13 protein-coding genes are annotated in these 16,500 nt (G+C 37.2%); 8 read left to right on the top strand and 5 right to left on the bottom strand.

Going from position 1 to position 16,500, the window contains the following annotated elements; all coding sequences use genetic code 11:
* Positions 1–37 precede the first annotated feature (37 nt).
* Positions 38–358, top strand: coding sequence for a 2Fe-2S iron-sulfur cluster-binding protein (locus STA7437_RS08230; RefSeq protein WP_015192923.1), 321 nt, complete (start codon positions 38–40; stop codon positions 356–358).
* A gap of 131 nt (positions 359–489) precedes the next feature.
* Here STA7437_RS08230 and STA7437_RS08235 read toward each other — a convergent pair whose 3' ends face one another.
* Positions 490–915: a DUF29 domain-containing protein gene (locus STA7437_RS08235; RefSeq protein WP_015192924.1), complete on the bottom strand. Its 426-nt coding sequence runs from the start codon at positions 913–915 to the stop codon at positions 490–492.
* Positions 916–1,029: 114 nt separating this feature from the next.
* On the opposite strand from STA7437_RS08235, the gene STA7437_RS08240 reads away from it, so the two are divergent.
* Together STA7437_RS08240 and STA7437_RS08245 are read left to right on the top strand one after the other, a co-directional pair.
* Positions 1,030–1,869, top strand: coding sequence for a metallophosphoesterase (locus STA7437_RS08240; RefSeq protein ID WP_015192925.1), 840 nt, complete (start codon positions 1,030–1,032; stop codon positions 1,867–1,869).
* A 21-nt stretch (positions 1,870–1,890) separates the two neighbouring features.
* Positions 1,891–3,000, top strand: coding sequence for a histidinol-phosphate transaminase (locus STA7437_RS08245; RefSeq protein ID WP_015192926.1), 1,110 nt, complete (start codon positions 1,891–1,893; stop codon positions 2,998–3,000).
* A gap of 62 nt (positions 3,001–3,062) precedes the next feature.
* Here STA7437_RS08245 and STA7437_RS08250 read toward each other — a convergent pair whose 3' ends face one another.
* Complete coding sequence (locus STA7437_RS08250) at positions 3,063–3,452, bottom strand: hypothetical protein (protein WP_015192927.1); 390 nt, start codon at positions 3,450–3,452, stop codon at positions 3,063–3,065.
* Positions 3,453–3,594: 142 nt separating this feature from the next.
* Here STA7437_RS08250 and rph point away from each other — a divergent pair, with 142 nt between their 5' ends.
* Positions 3,595–4,308, top strand: a complete 714-nt coding sequence (gene rph / locus STA7437_RS08255) for a ribonuclease PH (RefSeq protein WP_015192928.1) — start codon at positions 3,595–3,597, stop codon at positions 4,306–4,308.
* A 363-nt stretch (positions 4,309–4,671) separates the two neighbouring features.
* On the opposite strand, the gene STA7437_RS08260 is transcribed toward rph, so the two are convergent.
* Genes STA7437_RS08260 through STA7437_RS08270 form a run of 3 tightly spaced genes read right to left on the bottom strand, consistent with a single transcriptional unit; the run spans position 4,672 to position 5,761 of the window.
* Complete coding sequence (locus tag STA7437_RS08260; RefSeq protein WP_015192929.1) at positions 4,672–5,103, bottom strand: ferredoxin; 432 nt, start codon at positions 5,101–5,103, stop codon at positions 4,672–4,674.
* Positions 5,103–5,489: a DUF1257 domain-containing protein gene (locus STA7437_RS08265; RefSeq protein ID WP_015192930.1), complete on the bottom strand. Its 387-nt coding sequence runs from the start codon at positions 5,487–5,489 to the stop codon at positions 5,103–5,105. Before STA7437_RS08265 ends, STA7437_RS08260 begins: the two co-directional genes overlap by 1 nt.
* Positions 5,490–5,545: 56 nt before the next feature.
* On the bottom strand, positions 5,546–5,761 hold the full coding sequence (locus tag STA7437_RS08270) for a DUF2997 domain-containing protein (RefSeq protein ID WP_015192931.1): 216 nt from the start codon (positions 5,759–5,761) through the stop codon (positions 5,546–5,548).
* A gap of 352 nt (positions 5,762–6,113) precedes the next feature.
* On the opposite strand from STA7437_RS08270, the gene bioU reads away from it, so the two are divergent.
* From bioU to STA7437_RS08290, 4 genes are all read left to right on the top strand, one after another.
* Positions 6,114–7,115, top strand: a complete 1,002-nt coding sequence (gene bioU, locus STA7437_RS08275) for a (S)-8-amino-7-oxononanoate synthase BioU (protein WP_015192932.1) — start codon at positions 6,114–6,116, stop codon at positions 7,113–7,115.
* Positions 7,116–7,834: 719 nt separating this feature from the next.
* Entirely contained in the window at positions 7,835–9,724 is a 1,890-nt protein-coding gene (locus tag STA7437_RS08280) for a PAS domain S-box protein (protein WP_015192934.1), read from the top strand.
* Entirely contained in the window at positions 9,724–10,167 is a 444-nt protein-coding gene (locus tag STA7437_RS08285; RefSeq protein WP_015192935.1) for a response regulator, read from the top strand. Before STA7437_RS08280 ends, STA7437_RS08285 begins: the two co-directional genes overlap by 1 nt.
* 299 nt (positions 10,168–10,466) lie before the next feature.
* Complete coding sequence (locus STA7437_RS08290; protein WP_015192936.1) at positions 10,467–16,493, top strand: hybrid sensor histidine kinase/response regulator; 6,027 nt, start codon at positions 10,467–10,469, stop codon at positions 16,491–16,493.
* The last annotated feature ends 7 nt before the right edge of the window (positions 16,494–16,500 follow it).

Genomic DNA, 16,500 nt, shown 5'->3' on the forward strand with positions numbered 1-16,500 from the left:
AAATTTAGTGAAGCGTTCAAATTTATCTTAACTTTAAATGTCTCAAAGTTATCAAGTTACAATTAACCACCAAGGAAAAACCCAAACTATAGAGGTTCAGTCAGAACAAACTATTCTTCAAGCAGCTTTAGATGCGGGAATAGAATTACCTTATTCCTGTAGTGCTGGAGTTTGTACCACCTGTGCAGCAAAATTGAGTGAAGGTGAAGTTGAACAAACTGATGGGATGGGACTTTCTCCCGAATTACAAGCAGAAGGTTACGCCCTTTTATGTGTCTCTTATCCGCGTTCAGATATTCAATTAGTATCGGAACAAGAAGAAATAGTTTATCAAAGACAATTTGGGCAGCCTTCTTAACAGTTACCAGTTATCAGTTATCAGTTATCAGTTTTTTACTTTTTACTTTTCCAATTAATACATGAATATTACCTGAAACCTTAAACTTTAGTATTATTTTTAATAAAATCTCCTCTGGCCTGGTATATTTATCATTCATCTTTTAAGATTGTTTCCAACGGTTCAAAAATGTCCTTGGGAAGATCAAACTCTTTTGCCATTGCTTTAACAGATTTTCTGAACCAATCTTGATAGTTTTCTTCTAAGTAGCTATTGAGACTGGGGGAATCTTTGAGAATATCCTTAATTTCCTCTCGAAAATTAACTATTTCTTTTTCCCAATGTTTTTGGTTGTATTGTCTTTCTGATTCCCAGTATTTTAATTTGAGAATATGCTCAATCAATCTTTTAACATAGCTTCTTAAAGCTCTTTTTTCGCTTGCTCCCATATCCTCAATTGTTTCTAGTAATCCTTCCCAGTCCATATTTGCTACATCTTGGTTTTTAATCGCGATCGCTGTTTGTTCTAGCCAAAGATTGAAATCTTGATTGTATAATCTTGCTTCATTAACCATCATGTTTATTACTTCATTTAGTTTTAATCAAAAAAATGGATTGAGTAAAAAGCTTTACGATCATAGGAAGAGGAGTGAAAGTAGAGATAAAGTCTTATTCTTGCTTTACTATAAATTATGACCTTGATTATTAACGAACCTTTAAAAATCGAGAGAATTGCGATCGCGATTGCTAATTTACCTCAGTCTTTACAAGGCAAAAAAATTGTTCAATTTTCCGATCTACACTATGACGGAATTCGTTTATCAGAACATTTATTAGCTGAAGCGATCGATTTGAGTAATCAAGAAAATCCTGATTTGGTTGTATTAACAGGAGATTTTGTTACAGACGATCCCAGTCCGATTGAAAATTTAGCACTGAGGTTAAAACGTTTAACAGCTAAAACAGGTTTATATGCTTGTTTGGGTAATCATGATTATTGTCGTCGTTATCCCAATTCTCAACAACAAATTACCGATGCACTTACCGCAGTAGAGATTCAGGTACTTTGGAATGAAATTGCTTATCCTTGGGGACAAGACTTAGCTTTAGTGGGATTGGCAGATTTTTGGTCACGAGAATTTCAACCTGAACTCGTATTTAACCAAATTGCGCCCGAAATACCTCGAATTGTTCTATCTCATAATCCTGATTCGGCAGAAATTTTAAAACCGTGGCGAGTTGATTTACAACTTTCAGGTCATACTCATGGTGGTCAATTTGTGATACCTGGTTATGGTGCTGCACCAATTTTATTACAGCAGATTAGAAAAGCTACTCCCAAATCTATCAGTAAGCATATTCCGTTTTTGCGAGAATGTTATCGGGTTGTCAAATATTGGCAATGGTCGGAAGGATGGCATCAAGTAGGCAATAATCAGTTATATGTTAATCGTGGTTTAGGAACTTATGCCCCTGGTAGACTTTTTTGTCCGCCAGAAATGACAGTGATTACCTTAGAATCAAGAGAGTAAATGCTTAATGACTAAGGATTAATGCGCGATCGCTTTCTATTTATTCGTTCAGATTTGGCTCAATTAGCAGCTTATGTTCCTAATCCTGGAGGAGAGGTTACGACAGCTTTAGATTGTCTTGATGCTAATGAAAGTCCCTTCGATTTACCTAGTCAATTAAAAGAGAAATTAGCTTGGCATTATCAGCAAGAGATTTCTACTAATCGCTATCCAGATGGTTCTCATCAAGTTTTAAAAGAGTTAATTGCCCAATATGTTAATGAGTCTGCTGAGATTAATCCTGGAGTGACAAAGGATCATATTTCGGTGGGCAATGGTTCTGATGAATTGATTCGTTCTTTGTTGATTGCTACTTGTCTGGGTAACGAAGGTTTGATTTTAGTTGCTAACCCAACTTTTTCGATGTACGCAATTTTAGCCAAAACATTAGGAATTTCCATTGTTAGTGTTGAGCGTTTAGAAACTGATTTTTCAATTGATTTAGATGCAGCCCAAAAAGCGTTGAATTCTGCTCAAAATCCACCAATTAGAGTTGTTTTTGTGGTTCATCCCAACTCTCCTACTGGTAATGTTTTAACTTCTGCCGAATTGAATTGGTTAAGAAGCTTACCAAAAGATATTTTAGTAGTCATTGACGAAGCTTATTTTGAATTTAGTAAAACTTCTGTCGTTTCAGAACTTCAGCAACATCCAAACTGGGTTATTCTCCGCACCTTTTCTAAAGCCTTTCGTCTAGCTACCCATCGAGTAGGTTATGCGATCGCTCATCCTGAATTAATTATTACCTTAGAAAAAGTTCGTTTACCCTACAATCTACCTGCCTTTTCTCAAGCAGCAGCTACTATTGCATTACAACATCGTGATTTGATTTTACCTTCTGTGGCAGACATAATTCAAGAGCGAGATCAATTATGGCAAGCTTTAGCAGAAATACAACAGATACAAGTTTGGCGAAGTAGGGCAAATTTCCTTTATCTGAAGTTGCCAGATCGTAATTTAGAACAAATTGTGCAACAGCTAAAAAGTCAAGGAACTGTAATTCGCCATACAGGAGGAGGATTAAGAATTACAATTGGCACTCCAGCAGAAAACCTCAGAACTTTAAAAAGATTAAAAGCAGTTTCTGTTTAAGAAAGATCAGTAGAGACGTAACGTGTTACGTCTGCACAAAAGCAAAGGTTTTGATTTTCAAGCTAATTAGTTTCTTCTGAAGCTAAAAATTGGCGGAGTCTGATTAAACTAAAAGTTTGACCAACACTAAGAGGTAATAAAGAAATACCTTCTAAACGAGACTGTACCCAACCTTCTCCCCAATACCATTCGTGATAACCATCAATTCCCTTACTCAATAACAGACGCAAACAATTATCGTTGGCTACTTGTACCTGATGTTCAATTTCGATTAATCCAAACCAACTCTTATAAGTTAAGCCTTCCTGAAGCTGCTGAGGTAAACTTGAGGAAAACCTTTGTGGCCACATCCACTTACTTAATTGATCGGTTTGAATTAAACTATCGCGAATCTTTTCTTCGCTAGCTTCAAGTTCAATTCGTAAGTGACTTTGTTGAAAAGTTCCTAACATAGTAGTAGCAATTATTGTTTAGGTCTATAGGTAATTGTAAAAATTAATTTTTATCTTGGTTATCGAGAGAATAGAAAAAACTGCTTTAAAACTCAGCCAATAAGCTAAACTGAGAACTTGGCAGACTTTTTGGAGGTAAATTATGTCTTGGCAACGCCCAGACGGACGAAAATTGGATCAAATGCGTTCTCTTGTGTTCCAATGCGATTTTACTTCTTCTGCTGCTGCTTCTGTTTTAACTCATTGGGGTAATACCAAGGTTCTCTGTACGGCTAGTATTCAACCAGGAGTACCCAGATTTCTAATCGATAGTGGACAGGGATGGTTAACTGCCGAATATAGAATGCTTCCTAGTGCAACTGTACCACGTCAACAACGAGAATGGCTAAAATTGTCTGGACGTACTCAAGAAATTCAAAGATTAATCGGAAGAAGTTTAAGGGCTGCGATCGATCTTAAAGCACTTGGAGAAAGAACAGTTACGATTGATGCAGATGTTTTGCAAGCTGATGCAGGAACTCGTACCGCTTCAATTACTGGGGGTTATGTAGCTTTAACTCAAGCAATTAATAAGTTATTGCAACAAGGAGAAGTTCAATCATCTCCAATGATATCTCCTGTCGCTGCGGTTTCTGTGGGTTTAATAGAAGGAGAGGTTTTTTTAGATTTAGACTATCCTGAAGATGTGGCTGCTGATGTAGATTTAAATGTGGTGATGAATGGCAACTTGAATCTAATCGAAGTACAAGGTACAGCAGAATCAGGTAGTTTTTCTCGTCAACAAATGAATCAAATGTTGGATTTGGCAGAAAAAGGTATTAAAGAATTATTGGCATTGCAACAACAAGTAATATGAAGTCTTGTTGAATAGTTACATCTTAATGAGGACAAAGTAACAAGTAACCAGAAAGAGGTCAGGGCTTTGCTATATATATATCCTTTCTCGCTCTTGGTGAGGTACACCATTATCAGTTACTAATTACTAATTATTAGGAATTAATAATCAACCATTAACATAAGCGAAGCGCACTACCGTAGGTCTCAACTCCGATGATGAGGCGTCATCATCAGCCGAAGGCGCAGCGCGCCACCAACGCTCAACCAGGAAAATGAACTGTATCTCATTAATCTGAGAACCGCACCTTGAAATAAAAAAATAAAAACCCCAATGGAAATTAACCATCGAGGAGAAAATTTTAGATAGTAACAATTAACTGGATTAGTAATTGTTATAATTAGCTTTTTTGTTCTTTTTAATTCGTCGTCGCTTGATTGTTTGAGGAAATCCCAAATTTTCAATTACCTGATACTTTCTTTCTTCTTCTAGTTGTTTTAACCGAGTAAAATCAACCCAGTGAATGCAATTAACAGGACAAGTATCAATTGCTTCTTCAACTAATTCTTCAGAATCTCCATTTTGATTAAAAACTCTCGCCCGTCCGTAATTTGGTTCGATATAAAAAGTATTAGGAGCAGTATGAGCGCAGTGCTTACAGCCGATGCAAGTAGTCTCGTCGACATAAGCACCTTTTTGCCTTAATAATCCACCTAACTCTGGTTCAAATCCAGTTCTTTCGGGCGCATCTCGCAAAATCCCACCTAATTCTGGTTCAAAACCAGAACGAGAGGGAGTGGAAGCAAAATCGGACATTACGCACTCCAGCGTTGCACAACTAAGCGAATTGAACCGTCTTCTTGTTTTTGTTGTTCAGAAATTTCAAATCCTTGTTTGCTAGCTTCGTTAACCACAGTATGGTAAGCATAGCGTTGGCTAACCTTTCTCAGGAAACCATCAACAGTTAAAGGTTGTTGCCAATATTGTAAGTCAGCAACTAGCTCGTATTCGCTACCATTCCAACTAAAGCCGATATCGTAGCTGTTATTTTGTTCTACTACTACATCAGCAGTCAAAGTTTGACCTTGATAACCCCTAACTTTACTAGGACCAGATTTCCAATCAATTCCCAAATCATCTAAAGCTGCTTTAAGAGAAGTTAGATTCCGAATTTTAGTTTTGATATTGCTGAAATGTGACATATTGCTATTAACTAAATTGAACTAGATTGAACAAAAACCAGATGTAAACAAATCATTTACCAATCACTAAAGCTATTTTGATTGGTAACTTTAGCTGATTGATTAACCTCTTGAGCATAATATTCAGAGGTTTTGGCAGTTGAAATAACTACCCCAAGTTGTTCTTCAATTGCTGCCGTCACCTCTTGACAAGATGACCCAACAATACCTGTTACTGTCTCTTTAACCCGACCATCGGGATAAATGATAAATTCTAGTGTTTCCATGTTCATGGTCGATCCCTAGGTAGTTAGAGTTGTCCTGGGGTTTGCAGCTATGGGAGTTAAGGCTTTGAAGAAGCTTTAACTCTTTTTAATATAGCTATCTTTAGCAATCGCAGTAATATGAATCGAATTTTATCAAAAATTAATAATAGGTATGGTTATTACTTTATTATTTTCTAAGTTTTCCTTAGCTTGTACTTTCAGTCAAGACATAAAGGGATAAAAAAACCTAATCGCTTAACAAATGTATACAAAAAGAACAATCGAATGATAAAACTAGACAAATAATTTTTGAATTAGTCTTATTTGATGCCATCAAACCAGATAATAAAAATCTGTTCTCTTCGATAAAAAATGCAAAATGATCGTAGATAAGATTACAAATCCTCTGAAAGTAGGTGTTTTAGGTTTTGGTGGTTTAGGACAAGCAGCAGCAAGAATTTTGTCCTGTAAAGGAGAAATGGTTTGGGTAGGTGCAGCAGATCAGCAAGGTTATGCGTATAATTCTTCTGGGTTAGATGTTCAAGCTGCGATCGCGACTTATTCCGCTCATGGTTCATTGGGTTATCTTCCAGAAGATGGCACTCTTAGTCAAACTAGTATCAAAGATTTAACCAATTATGCTGCGTGTGATGGCTATTTTTTGGCTTTACCCAATCTTCCTAATACTTTTATGGCAGATGTCGCTAGACAATTTATTCAATCTGGTTGGCAGGGTGTATTAGTAGACGCATTAAAAAGAACCAGTGCCGTCGAACAGTTATTAGAATTACAAACTCAATTACAAGAAGCAGGAATTACTTATGTAACTGGTTGTGGTGCAACTCCAGGTTTATTGACTGCTGCTGCTGCTGTCGCTGCTCAAAGTTACGTCGAAATTCATAGTGTGAAAATTACTTTTGGAGTGGGGATTGCTAATTGGGAAGCTTATCGTGCCACGATTAGAGAAGATATTGCTCATTTACCAGGATATGATGTCGAAACAGCTAAGGCAATGAGCGATAAGGAAGTGGAAGCTTTACTGGCTCAAACGAACGGCATTCTTGCTCTAGAGAACATGGAACACGCAGATGATATTATGTTGGAATTGGCAGGAATTTGCAGTCGCGATCGCGTTACGGTTGGTGGTGTAGTTGATACTCGTAATCCTAAAAAACCTTTAAGTACTAATGTTCAAATTACGGGACGTACTTTTGAGGGCAAAATTTCTACTCATACTTTTACTTTAGGTGATGAAACTAGTATGGCTGCCAATGTTTGCGGGCCGGCTTTTGGTTATCTCAAAGCTGGAATGGCGCTGCATCGTCGTGGTTTATTCGGTTTATTTACCGCAGCCGAAATTATGCCTCAGTTTGTTAAATAACTATTTTAGTTAAATTTGGCGCGATCGCTTTTAATTAACAATACCCAAATTGGTAAGGGCGAATCACCGTTCGCCCAACTTGACTGGTTCTAGTGTTTTAAGAATTAAGAGTTGAAAACTAATCTCAATTTATTTGTTTTTTGTTTGCTACAGATCGTAAGTACTGCCAAACCCGTACATAAATTTATTCGTAGCAGAAATTTAGCAATTTGAGCGAACAATGTTTATTTATAGCGATCCTAAATCATTTGTGAAAATAACTTCTGCCATCTGCCTTTCCTCTTTAACAATTTTCATGACTCAAATAGGATTGCTATATCAAGCTAAATCAAAAGAATTTACATCAGCAAATCGAATCTTAAATCTCACTTTTCTTGCTTTAACGAAATCTAGTGAATATCCTGGTCTATAATTGATATTTGATGGTTAATAGTGACTTTTTGATTGTTAACTGATTTGTAGCCATATCGGCGACACTTCTCTACTAATAACTGTACAGACGTAACATACATATCTTGATAATCCAACAAAGATTAAGTATCAAAAGATTTAATCTCAAGAAAAGATTAATAAAATTTAATTAATAATTTAGATAAATGTATCAGGCTGAGTGATGCTGGAATTTAGAATTGCGATTAGATAGCTGCATAAAATGCTAGCTCAAATCTAAGAATCTCAGTTTCATCATTTTTTACCTTAGTTACTCAATCACAAGTCTCATGTTTAAATCTCAGAGTCAATTGCAAAGCTATGGATTGGCGATTTCAGCAACATTCCTCGCTCTTGTTTTGATGCTGGGACTCGATCCTTGGTTTGAAACTTCTCAGACTCCCTTTCTACTTTTTTTTGGTGCGGTTACTGTTAGTGCTTTGTTTGGAGGAACAAGGTCGGGATTTTTAGCCACAGTCTTATCTGCTTTGTTAATTAACTACTTTTTTTTGGAATTAAAGCGAGCAATTAGCTTTGAGCTAGTCAACAATGTACGACTGTTGTTGTTTATTTTACAAGGATTTGGCATCAGTTACTTGTGTGGAGCATTCCGTACAGCCGAAAAGAAAGCTCAAGTTAGTCTGAAACAGTTGCAAAGAAGCCAGGAAGCACTGCGAGAAAGCGAAGAGCAATATCGCCAATTGGCAGAAAATCTAGTTGAAATTGGCTTTTGGCTCTCAGAACCCCAAAAAGCTCGACTTATCTACGTTAGTCCTGCTTATGAAAGAATTTGGGGATGTTCGCGCACCAATTTGTACGCCAATTTTATGGCATGGAGTGAGGCAATTCATATCGACGACCGAGAGCGAGTACAAAAAGCTTTCTATGAACAAGCACTTTGTGGGGGTTATGACCAAGAATATCGCATTGTTCGTCCGGATGGTTCGGTGCGGTGGATACACGATCGCGGATTTCCCATGAAAGATGAGTCTGGTGAACCTTATCGAGTAGTTGGATTGGTAGAAGATATTAGTGAACGAAAAGAAACAGAAATCTCTCTTCAAGAGACATTAGAACGGTTGAATCTGGCTCAAGACTCTGCTCATGCGGGATGGTGGAACTGGGATATGGTTAACAATCATGTTATTTGGTCAGAAGAATATCGGGATCTGTTTGGGCTAGATTCTACAATAGTGCCTTCTTATGAAAATTGGCTTGCTTGTATTATTGAAGAAGACCGCGAGCAAACAGACTGTAAAACTCGTCAAGCTTTAGAAAAGCAAACTGAACTCAATGTTGAGTTTCGGATACAACATCCGAGCAAGGGGATGCGATGGTTAATGGCGATTGGTCGTCCTTTTTATAGTAGCGAAGGGAAACCAGTACGTATGGCTGGAATTACTTTGGATATTACTGAGCGCAAACATTCAGAAGAAGCCTTACATCAAAGTGAAGCGATCGCTCTTGCCTGGGCAAAGGAATTAGAAACTTTTATGGAAACTGTTCCGGCTGCGATTTGGGTTGCTCGTGATCCTCAATGTTATCAGATGAGTGCTAACCGAACTGCTTATGAACTGATGCGAGTTCCCTTCGGCTCAATTGCTACTTCTACTCCTGCTAGTGGTCAGTATCCTTTCTCCTTCAAAACATTTAAGAATGGGCAAGAAGTTCCACTAGAAGAGTTACCTATGCAGCGTGCTGCTCGAACAGCACAAGAAGTAGAAGAAGAAATAGAATTTGTTTTTAGTGAAACTGACATACGTTACCTCTATGGTAAGGCTGTACCACTTTTAGATGAGTTTGGTAAAGTACGAGGAGCGATCGCTGCTTTTCTTGATATTACCGAACGCAAGCAGATGCAGGAAGCACTTCGCAGAAGAGAGGAAGAATTACGCTTGGTTACCAATCAAGTACCCGTTTTGATTTCTTTTGTCAATTCACAACAGCGTTACCGTTTTAATAATCTGACTTATCAAAAGTGGTTTGGTCGTTCTCCAGCAGAAGTCTGTGGCAAGCATTTGCGGGAGGTTTTGGGTGAATCTGCCTATCAAAAAATTCTTCCTTACATTGAGCAAGTATTAGCAGGGCAGCAAGTTTCTTACTCTAGCCAAATTCCTTATCAAGATGGGGGAACCCGTTATAGGGACAGGGAACAACTGTTACAGTTCAACTGCCGTTAATGGAATCACCACGTCATCATGAAGCGATCGCTAGGGAGTCAGAAGTTGCTCTTCATCTTGATGGATTTAAAATATTAATTGTCGATGATGAAGTTGACAGTCGAGAATTACTTTGTGTAATGCTTGAAGAATTGGGAGCGCAAGCGATCGCTGTAGGTTCGGCACAAGAGGCTCTACAAATTATCAGCCAAACCAAACCAGATTTACTTGTTAGCGATATTGGAATGCCAGAAATAGATGGTTATATGTTGCTACGTCAAATTCGTTCGCTGCCACCAGAGTTAGGAGGAAACATTCCTGCGATCGCTGTAACTGCTTATGCTGGAGAAATGAACCAACAGCAGGCATTAGCTGCTGGATATCAGAAGCATATTGCTAAACCGATTAACTCAGATCAATTATTAAAATCTATTGCAGAGTTATTAATCAAACCTGCTCATTGACGCTCCCGTAACTAAAAGTCAGGGATTCCTGGACTCACCATAGCCCGTTCAAGTTTCCTTTACTATTGGTCTTATGCGGTGATACCTAGTCTAGTCTAATGATGACGCGTCATCATCTTTCAACTAGCTTCTCAGGCGTTAATTTCCGTCCGCCCGACGGTATGTAGTTAATTATAGCACAAATTCGCTATCATCTCGTCACGTCCAGGTGAGGGTCTTCTCGCTCAGTGAGATAAAAATTTGAATATATCAACAATTTTGAATCTTGTGGCAATCTCGATAAGATTGAACAAGAGCCAATGACAACCAAAATGAAGACAATTGTTGCTGAATATAACCTGATTGAAGTTCTTTACGAAAATAATACCACCCGTGTTTACCGTGCTTCAAGAGAATCAGAGCCAACTTCGGTAATTATTAAAACTCTTAAAACTGAATATCCTTCCCTAGAGCAAATCGCTCGCTTGAGACACGAATATCAAATCCTTCAATCTTTGAACATAGAAGGAGTAGTTAAACCTTTAGCTTTAGAAAATTATCAAAATGGTTTGGCATTAATTCTGTCAGATTTTGAAGGAGAAACATTAAAAAACGCGATCGCTTTCGGGAATTTTCAATTAGAAAATTTTTTACAAATTGCAATTCAACTTGCTTCGATTTTGGCTCAATTGCATCAAAACAATATTATTCATAAAGATATTAAACCTCAAAATATCCTCATTAATCTTCAAAAAAATCAAGTTGAAATTATAGATTTTAGTATTTCATCACGTCTATCTAAAGAAGAGCAAACGATTAGTAATCCCGATTTATTTGAAGGTTCTCTTGCTTATATGTCACCAGAACAAACTGGCAGGATGAATCGTTCAATTGATTATCGAACTGATTTTTATTCTTTAGGAATTACTTTTTATGAAATGCTAACTGGTCAATTACCTTTTCAAGCTACTGATGCTCTGGAATTAATCCATTGTCACATTGCTAAAACGCCTCTAACGCCAAAAGAAATTAATCGGCAAATTCCCCAAGTAGTTTCAGATCTTGTTATTAAATTATTGAGCAAAACGGCTGAAGAAAGATATCAAAATGCTTTGGGATTAAAAGCTGATTTGGAAGAGTGTTTAACTAAGTTAAAAAAGACTGGAAAGATCGACACCTTTGTCATTGGAAAACTCGATCAATATAGTCAATTTATCATTAGCCAAAAACTTTATGGTCGCGAACAAGAAGTTGCCAATTTAATTAATGCTTTTGAGCGCGTGACGCTTGGCGCAACTGAAATGATTTTAGTAAGTGGTTATTCAGGAATAGGTAAATCTTCTTTAGTCAATGAAGTTCATAAACCGATTGTTCGTCAGCGAGGATATTTTATCTCGGGAAAGTTTGACCAATTTAAACGCAATATTCCTTATGCTCCTTTTATTCAAGCTTTTCAAGAATTAATCAGACAATTATTAACAGAAAATCAGGAAAAAATAGTAATTTGGCAAGCAAAACTTTTAGAAACTCTTGGTACAAACGGTCAGATTATTATTGATGTTATTCCTGAAGTAGAATTGATTATTGGTTCTCAACCGCCACTACCCGTCTTAGGAGCGATCGAAACTAAAAATAGATTTAATCGAGTATTTCAACAATTTATTCAAGTTTTTTGTCAAAAAAAGCATCCGTTAGTACTTTTTTTAGACGATCTGCAATGGGCAGATTCCGCATCGCTAAAATTAATCCAATTACTAATCAGCAACTTAAAAAGCCAGTATTTATTAATAATTGGTGCGTATCGCAATAACGAAGTTAATGCCACTCATCCTTTAAGCTTGAGTTTAGAAAAAATTCAAAAATCGGGTGTTATTGTCAACAATATTATTCTTCAGCCTTTGCAAATCGCTCATATCAATCAATTAATCAGTGATACTCTCCACACCGATCCAAAAAAATCACTTTCCTTGGCTGAATTAGTCTTAAAGAAAACTCAGGGAAATCCCTTTTTTCTAACACAGTTGCTCAAATCTCTTGATCAAGAAAATCTCTTGAAATTTAATTTTGACTCTGGTTGTTGGCAGTGGGACATCGAAAAACTGAAAGACATTGATATTACTGATAATGTCGTTGATTTAATGATCAAACAAATTCAGAAGCTGTCATCAAAAACGCAAAATGTCTTAAAGTTAGCAGCTTGTATTGGTAATAAATTCACTTTAGATGTTCTCAGTATCGTTCATCAAAAAACTTTATCAGAAACAGCAACAGATTTATGGGAATCTCTACGGGCTGGTTTGATTTTACCATTTAATGAATCTTACAAAATACCTTTAGTTATTAGTAGTCAAGCAACAAAGTTTTTAAACGACAACCAAATCCAACCGACTATTACTTATAAGTTTTTACATGACCGAGTTCAACAAGCAGCTTATTCCCTAATTGCCGATTCTCAAAAAAAAGCAACTCACCTAAAAATTGGTCGTTTGCTACTCAAAAATACACCTTTTGAAGAAAGAGAAGAAAATATTTTTACTTTAGTGAATCAATTAAATTATGGGATTGATTTACTAACATCTAATTCCGACAAAATTGAGCTAGCTGAACTAAATTTTATTGCAGGACGAAAAGCGAAAGCAGCGACAGCTTATGAACCTGCTATCCGTTACTTAAAAGAAGGCTTGGGATTATTACCCACCAAAAGCTGGAAAAATCATTATCAACTAACATTGGCACTTTATGAATCAGCCATAGAATCAGCTTACCTCAATGGCGATTTTGAGCAAATGGAGCAATGGGCAAAAGTTGCCTTGAAACAGACCAAAACTCCTCTTGACAAAATGAAAGTCTATGAGGTCAAAATTCAAGCCTGCATGGCTCAACTGAGACAAATCGATGCAGTTAAGATTGGTTTACAAGGATTAGAGTTGCTGGATATTAAATTACCAGAGTCGCCTAGCCTTTTGGCAATCGAGCAAACAATGACCGAAACGGCAACCAATTTGACTGGAAAAAAAATAGAAGACTTAATTAATTTACCTTTAATGACGGAGGCAGATAAGCTAACAGCGATGAGGATGCTAACCAATATGGGTTCTCCTACTTATCAAGCTGCGCCTGCATTATTTCCTTTAGTTGTCTGCCAACAAGTTAATTTATCGCTCAGACATGGCAATTCAGTATTTTCCGCTTATGGTTATGCTTGTTACGGAGTCATTTTAAACGGAATTGTTGAGGATATTGAATCAGCTTATCAATTTGGTCAGTTAGCTTTAAACTTAATTGACAAATTCAAAGCTTTAGAACTTAAAACAAATGTATTTTTTGTCACAGGATCATGTACGATTCATGGAAAAGTTCATGCGAGGGAAACTTTACCCCTCTTACAAGATAGTTACTCTAGTGGACTAGAAAACGGGCAGTTTGAATATGGTTCTTATGCTGCTGCGCAAAAATGTTTATATTCCTATTTAATTGGTCAAGAATTGCCAAGACTAGCACAAGAAATGGCAACAACTAGTCATGCTCTTGCTCAACTTAAACAAAAAAATGCCTTGAGTTGGAATCAAATTTTCCAGCAGTCGGTTCTCAATTTACTAGAACCTTCACAAAATTCCTGTGGTTTACTGGGTGAAGCTTATCACGAAGAAAGATCATTACCGCTACTTGAAGAAGCCAATGACAGAACCGGACTCCACTATTTTTATTTAAATAAGTTGATTCTTTGTTATTTGTTTAAAGACTATCAACAAGCTTTGGAGAATGGATGGCAAGCAGAGCATTATTTAGATGGGGTAAAAGCGTTTTTTGTTGTGCCAGTGTTTCATTTTTATGATTCTTTAGTACGATTAGCTCTCTATCCATCAGCATCACCTTCACAACAGCAACAATTTCTGAATCAAATCAAAAAGAATCAAGAAAAAATGCGAAAATGGGCAGACCATGCCCCAATGAATTATCAGCATAAGTATGAACTGGTAGAAGCCGAAAAAGCGCGGGTATTAAGTCAATATTGGCAAGCAATGAATTATTATGATAATGCGATCGCACTAGCTTCAGAACAGGGATATATCCAAGAAGCAGCCTTAGCAGCAGAACTAGCAGCAGAATTTTATTTTTCCCTTGGTAAAGATAGATTTGCCCAAGAGTATTTAAAGGAAGCTTACTATGGTTACGTACGTTGGGGTGCAACTGCCAAAGTTAAAAGTATAGAGACACGTTATCCCGATATTTTTGCAAGAATACAACAGTCAGAAAACTCAAGTTCTCCTACACAACCAACTTCTAGTTCTAGTAGTGGGAATCATTCCCAAACTTTAGATTTGGCGACCGTTATGAAAGCGTATCAGGTACTTTCTAGCGAAATTGTTTTGGATAAACTGTTGACCAAGTTAATGCAGATCGTACTCGAAAATGCAGGTGCGGAAACAGGAATTTTACTACTAGAAAAGGCAGGAGAACTACAAATTGAAGCCTTTGGAGCTTTCAACAGCGATAATGTCACGATCACAGAAACAAAGCAAGAACAAGAATTAGCTTGCACCTATCCCACCTCGATAGTTAATTACGTTGCTAGAACCCACAAAGCTATTGTTCTCGATCATGCCTTTAATGAAGAAGCTTTTAGTTTTGATGAGTACATTATTCGACAGCAACCCAAATCGATCCTTTGTCTACCAATTTTGCATCAAGGTAAACTCACAGGCATCCTTTATTTAGAAAATAATCTGACTGAACGCGCTTTTACTCCAGAACGATTAGAAATTCTTCAATTATTATCTTCTCAAGCAGCGATCGCAATTGAAAATGCACGTCTTTATGCCTCTTTAGAAGAAATCAATCTAACTTTGGAAGCCAAAGTACAGGAACGAACGCTTCAATTACAGGAAAAAAATCTGCACCTGCAACAGGAAATACGCGATCGCAAACGAGCAGAAGAGGCAGCCGAGGCAGCTAACCAAGCGAAAAGTCAATTTTTGGCGAACATGAGTCACGAACTGCGGACTCCTCTTAATGGAATTTTGGGTTATACCCAAATACTCAACAAAGAAAAAACTTTGACCGAGAAACAAAAGAATGGTTTGAATATTATCGCTCGCTGTGGGAAACACTTACTTACCCTGATCAACGATATCTTAGACCTCTCCAAAATCGAAGCTCAGAAAATGGAACTTCAGCCCAGTGATTTTTATTTTCGCCAATTTTTGGAAAGTATTATTGAAATTTGTCGCCTTCGTGCCGAACAAAAAGGAATTTCTTTAATTTACAAACCTCTTTCCACTTTTCCTACTTTGATTCACGCTGACGAGAAAAGATTAAGGCAAGTTTTGCTTAATTTACTAGCTAATGCAGTGAAATTTACCGACCAAGGCAGTGTCACGTTTAAAGTAGGCACTCACGAAGGAAAACTCCGGTTTGAAGTAAAAGATACAGGTATCGGTATTGCAGCAGACCAATTAGAAGCAATCTTTTTGCCCTTTCAACAGGTAGGTGAACAAAGTCGCAAGACAGAAGGTACAGGATTGGGATTAGCCATTAGCCGTCAATTAGTGCAAATGATAGGCGGTCAACTACAAGTCAAAAGTACTCTCGGTGTTGGTAGTGTTTTTTGGTTTGAGCTAGATTTGCCTGAAGTAAATCAAGAAAATAATGACCTGAAAGCTTGGAAACGCAATATTATCGGGTTTCAAGGCTCAAAACGAAAAGTTTTAGTTATAGACGACCAATGGGAAAATCGCTCTGTCTTGGTTAATTTACTAGAGCCTTTAGGATTTGAAGTGATGGAAGCAACGGACGGCTTAGATGGTATTGCCAAAGCACGTAAATTTCAACCCGATCTAATTTTTATGGATTTAATCATGCCGAAACTGAATGGTGTAGAAACTACCCGTCAGTTAAGAATGTTACCAGAACTTGCCAATGTAGCGATCGTGGCTATTTCCGCCAGCGTAATAAATTTCGATCACAAGCAAAGTTTGGCAGTCGGGTGTGACGATTTTCTACCCAAGCCATTTTGGGAAGAAGATCTTTTAGAAAAACTACAAATTTATTTGGGATTAGAATGGATTTATGAGGACGAGGAAAAAGGGACAAATAAACTGGTCAAAAACAGAGTAAATAAGCAAGAAATTCTTTCCTCTGATGTCACTACTTTCCCAATTCCTGCAACCGAGGAAATAGCTGCTTTACTAGATTTGGCTATGAGAGGTGATCTTAGAGGCATTGTTACGCGAGTCAATCGACTTGAAGAGTTAGATCGGCAATGGATACCATTTGCGACTCATCTTCGTAAACTTGCCAAAGATTTTAAAGGAAAACAAATTCGGGAATTTTTAAAACAATTGTAGAGGCATG

The organism is Stanieria cyanosphaera PCC 7437 (assembly GCF_000317575.1).
Classification (GTDB): domain Bacteria; phylum Cyanobacteriota; class Cyanobacteriia; order Cyanobacteriales; family Xenococcaceae; genus Stanieria; species Stanieria cyanosphaera.

Coding starts and splice junctions, on each gene's coding strand:
- STA7437_RS08230 (WP_015192923.1), top strand. CDS start 38: ATGTCTCAAAGTTATCAAGTTACAATTAACCACCAAGGAAAAACCCAA.
- STA7437_RS08235 (WP_015192924.1), bottom strand. CDS start 915: ATGATGGTTAATGAAGCAAGATTATACAATCAAGATTTCAATCTTTGG.
- STA7437_RS08240 (WP_015192925.1), top strand. CDS start 1,030: ATGACCTTGATTATTAACGAACCTTTAAAAATCGAGAGAATTGCGATC.
- STA7437_RS08245 (WP_015192926.1), top strand. CDS start 1,891: ATGCGCGATCGCTTTCTATTTATTCGTTCAGATTTGGCTCAATTAGCA.
- STA7437_RS08250 (WP_015192927.1), bottom strand. CDS start 3,452: ATGTTAGGAACTTTTCAACAAAGTCACTTACGAATTGAACTTGAAGCT.
- rph (WP_015192928.1), top strand. CDS start 3,595: ATGTCTTGGCAACGCCCAGACGGACGAAAATTGGATCAAATGCGTTCT.
- STA7437_RS08260 (WP_015192929.1), bottom strand. CDS start 5,103: ATGTCCGATTTTGCTTCCACTCCCTCTCGTTCTGGTTTTGAACCAGAA.
- STA7437_RS08265 (WP_015192930.1), bottom strand. CDS start 5,489: ATGTCACATTTCAGCAATATCAAAACTAAAATTCGGAATCTAACTTCT.
- STA7437_RS08270 (WP_015192931.1), bottom strand. CDS start 5,761: ATGAACATGGAAACACTAGAATTTATCATTTATCCCGATGGTCGGGTT.
- bioU (WP_015192932.1), top strand. CDS start 6,114: ATGATCGTAGATAAGATTACAAATCCTCTGAAAGTAGGTGTTTTAGGT.
- STA7437_RS08280 (WP_015192934.1), top strand. CDS start 7,835: ATGTTTAAATCTCAGAGTCAATTGCAAAGCTATGGATTGGCGATTTCA.
- STA7437_RS08285 (WP_015192935.1), top strand. CDS start 9,724: ATGGAATCACCACGTCATCATGAAGCGATCGCTAGGGAGTCAGAAGTT.
- STA7437_RS08290 (WP_015192936.1), top strand. CDS start 10,467: ATGACAACCAAAATGAAGACAATTGTTGCTGAATATAACCTGATTGAA.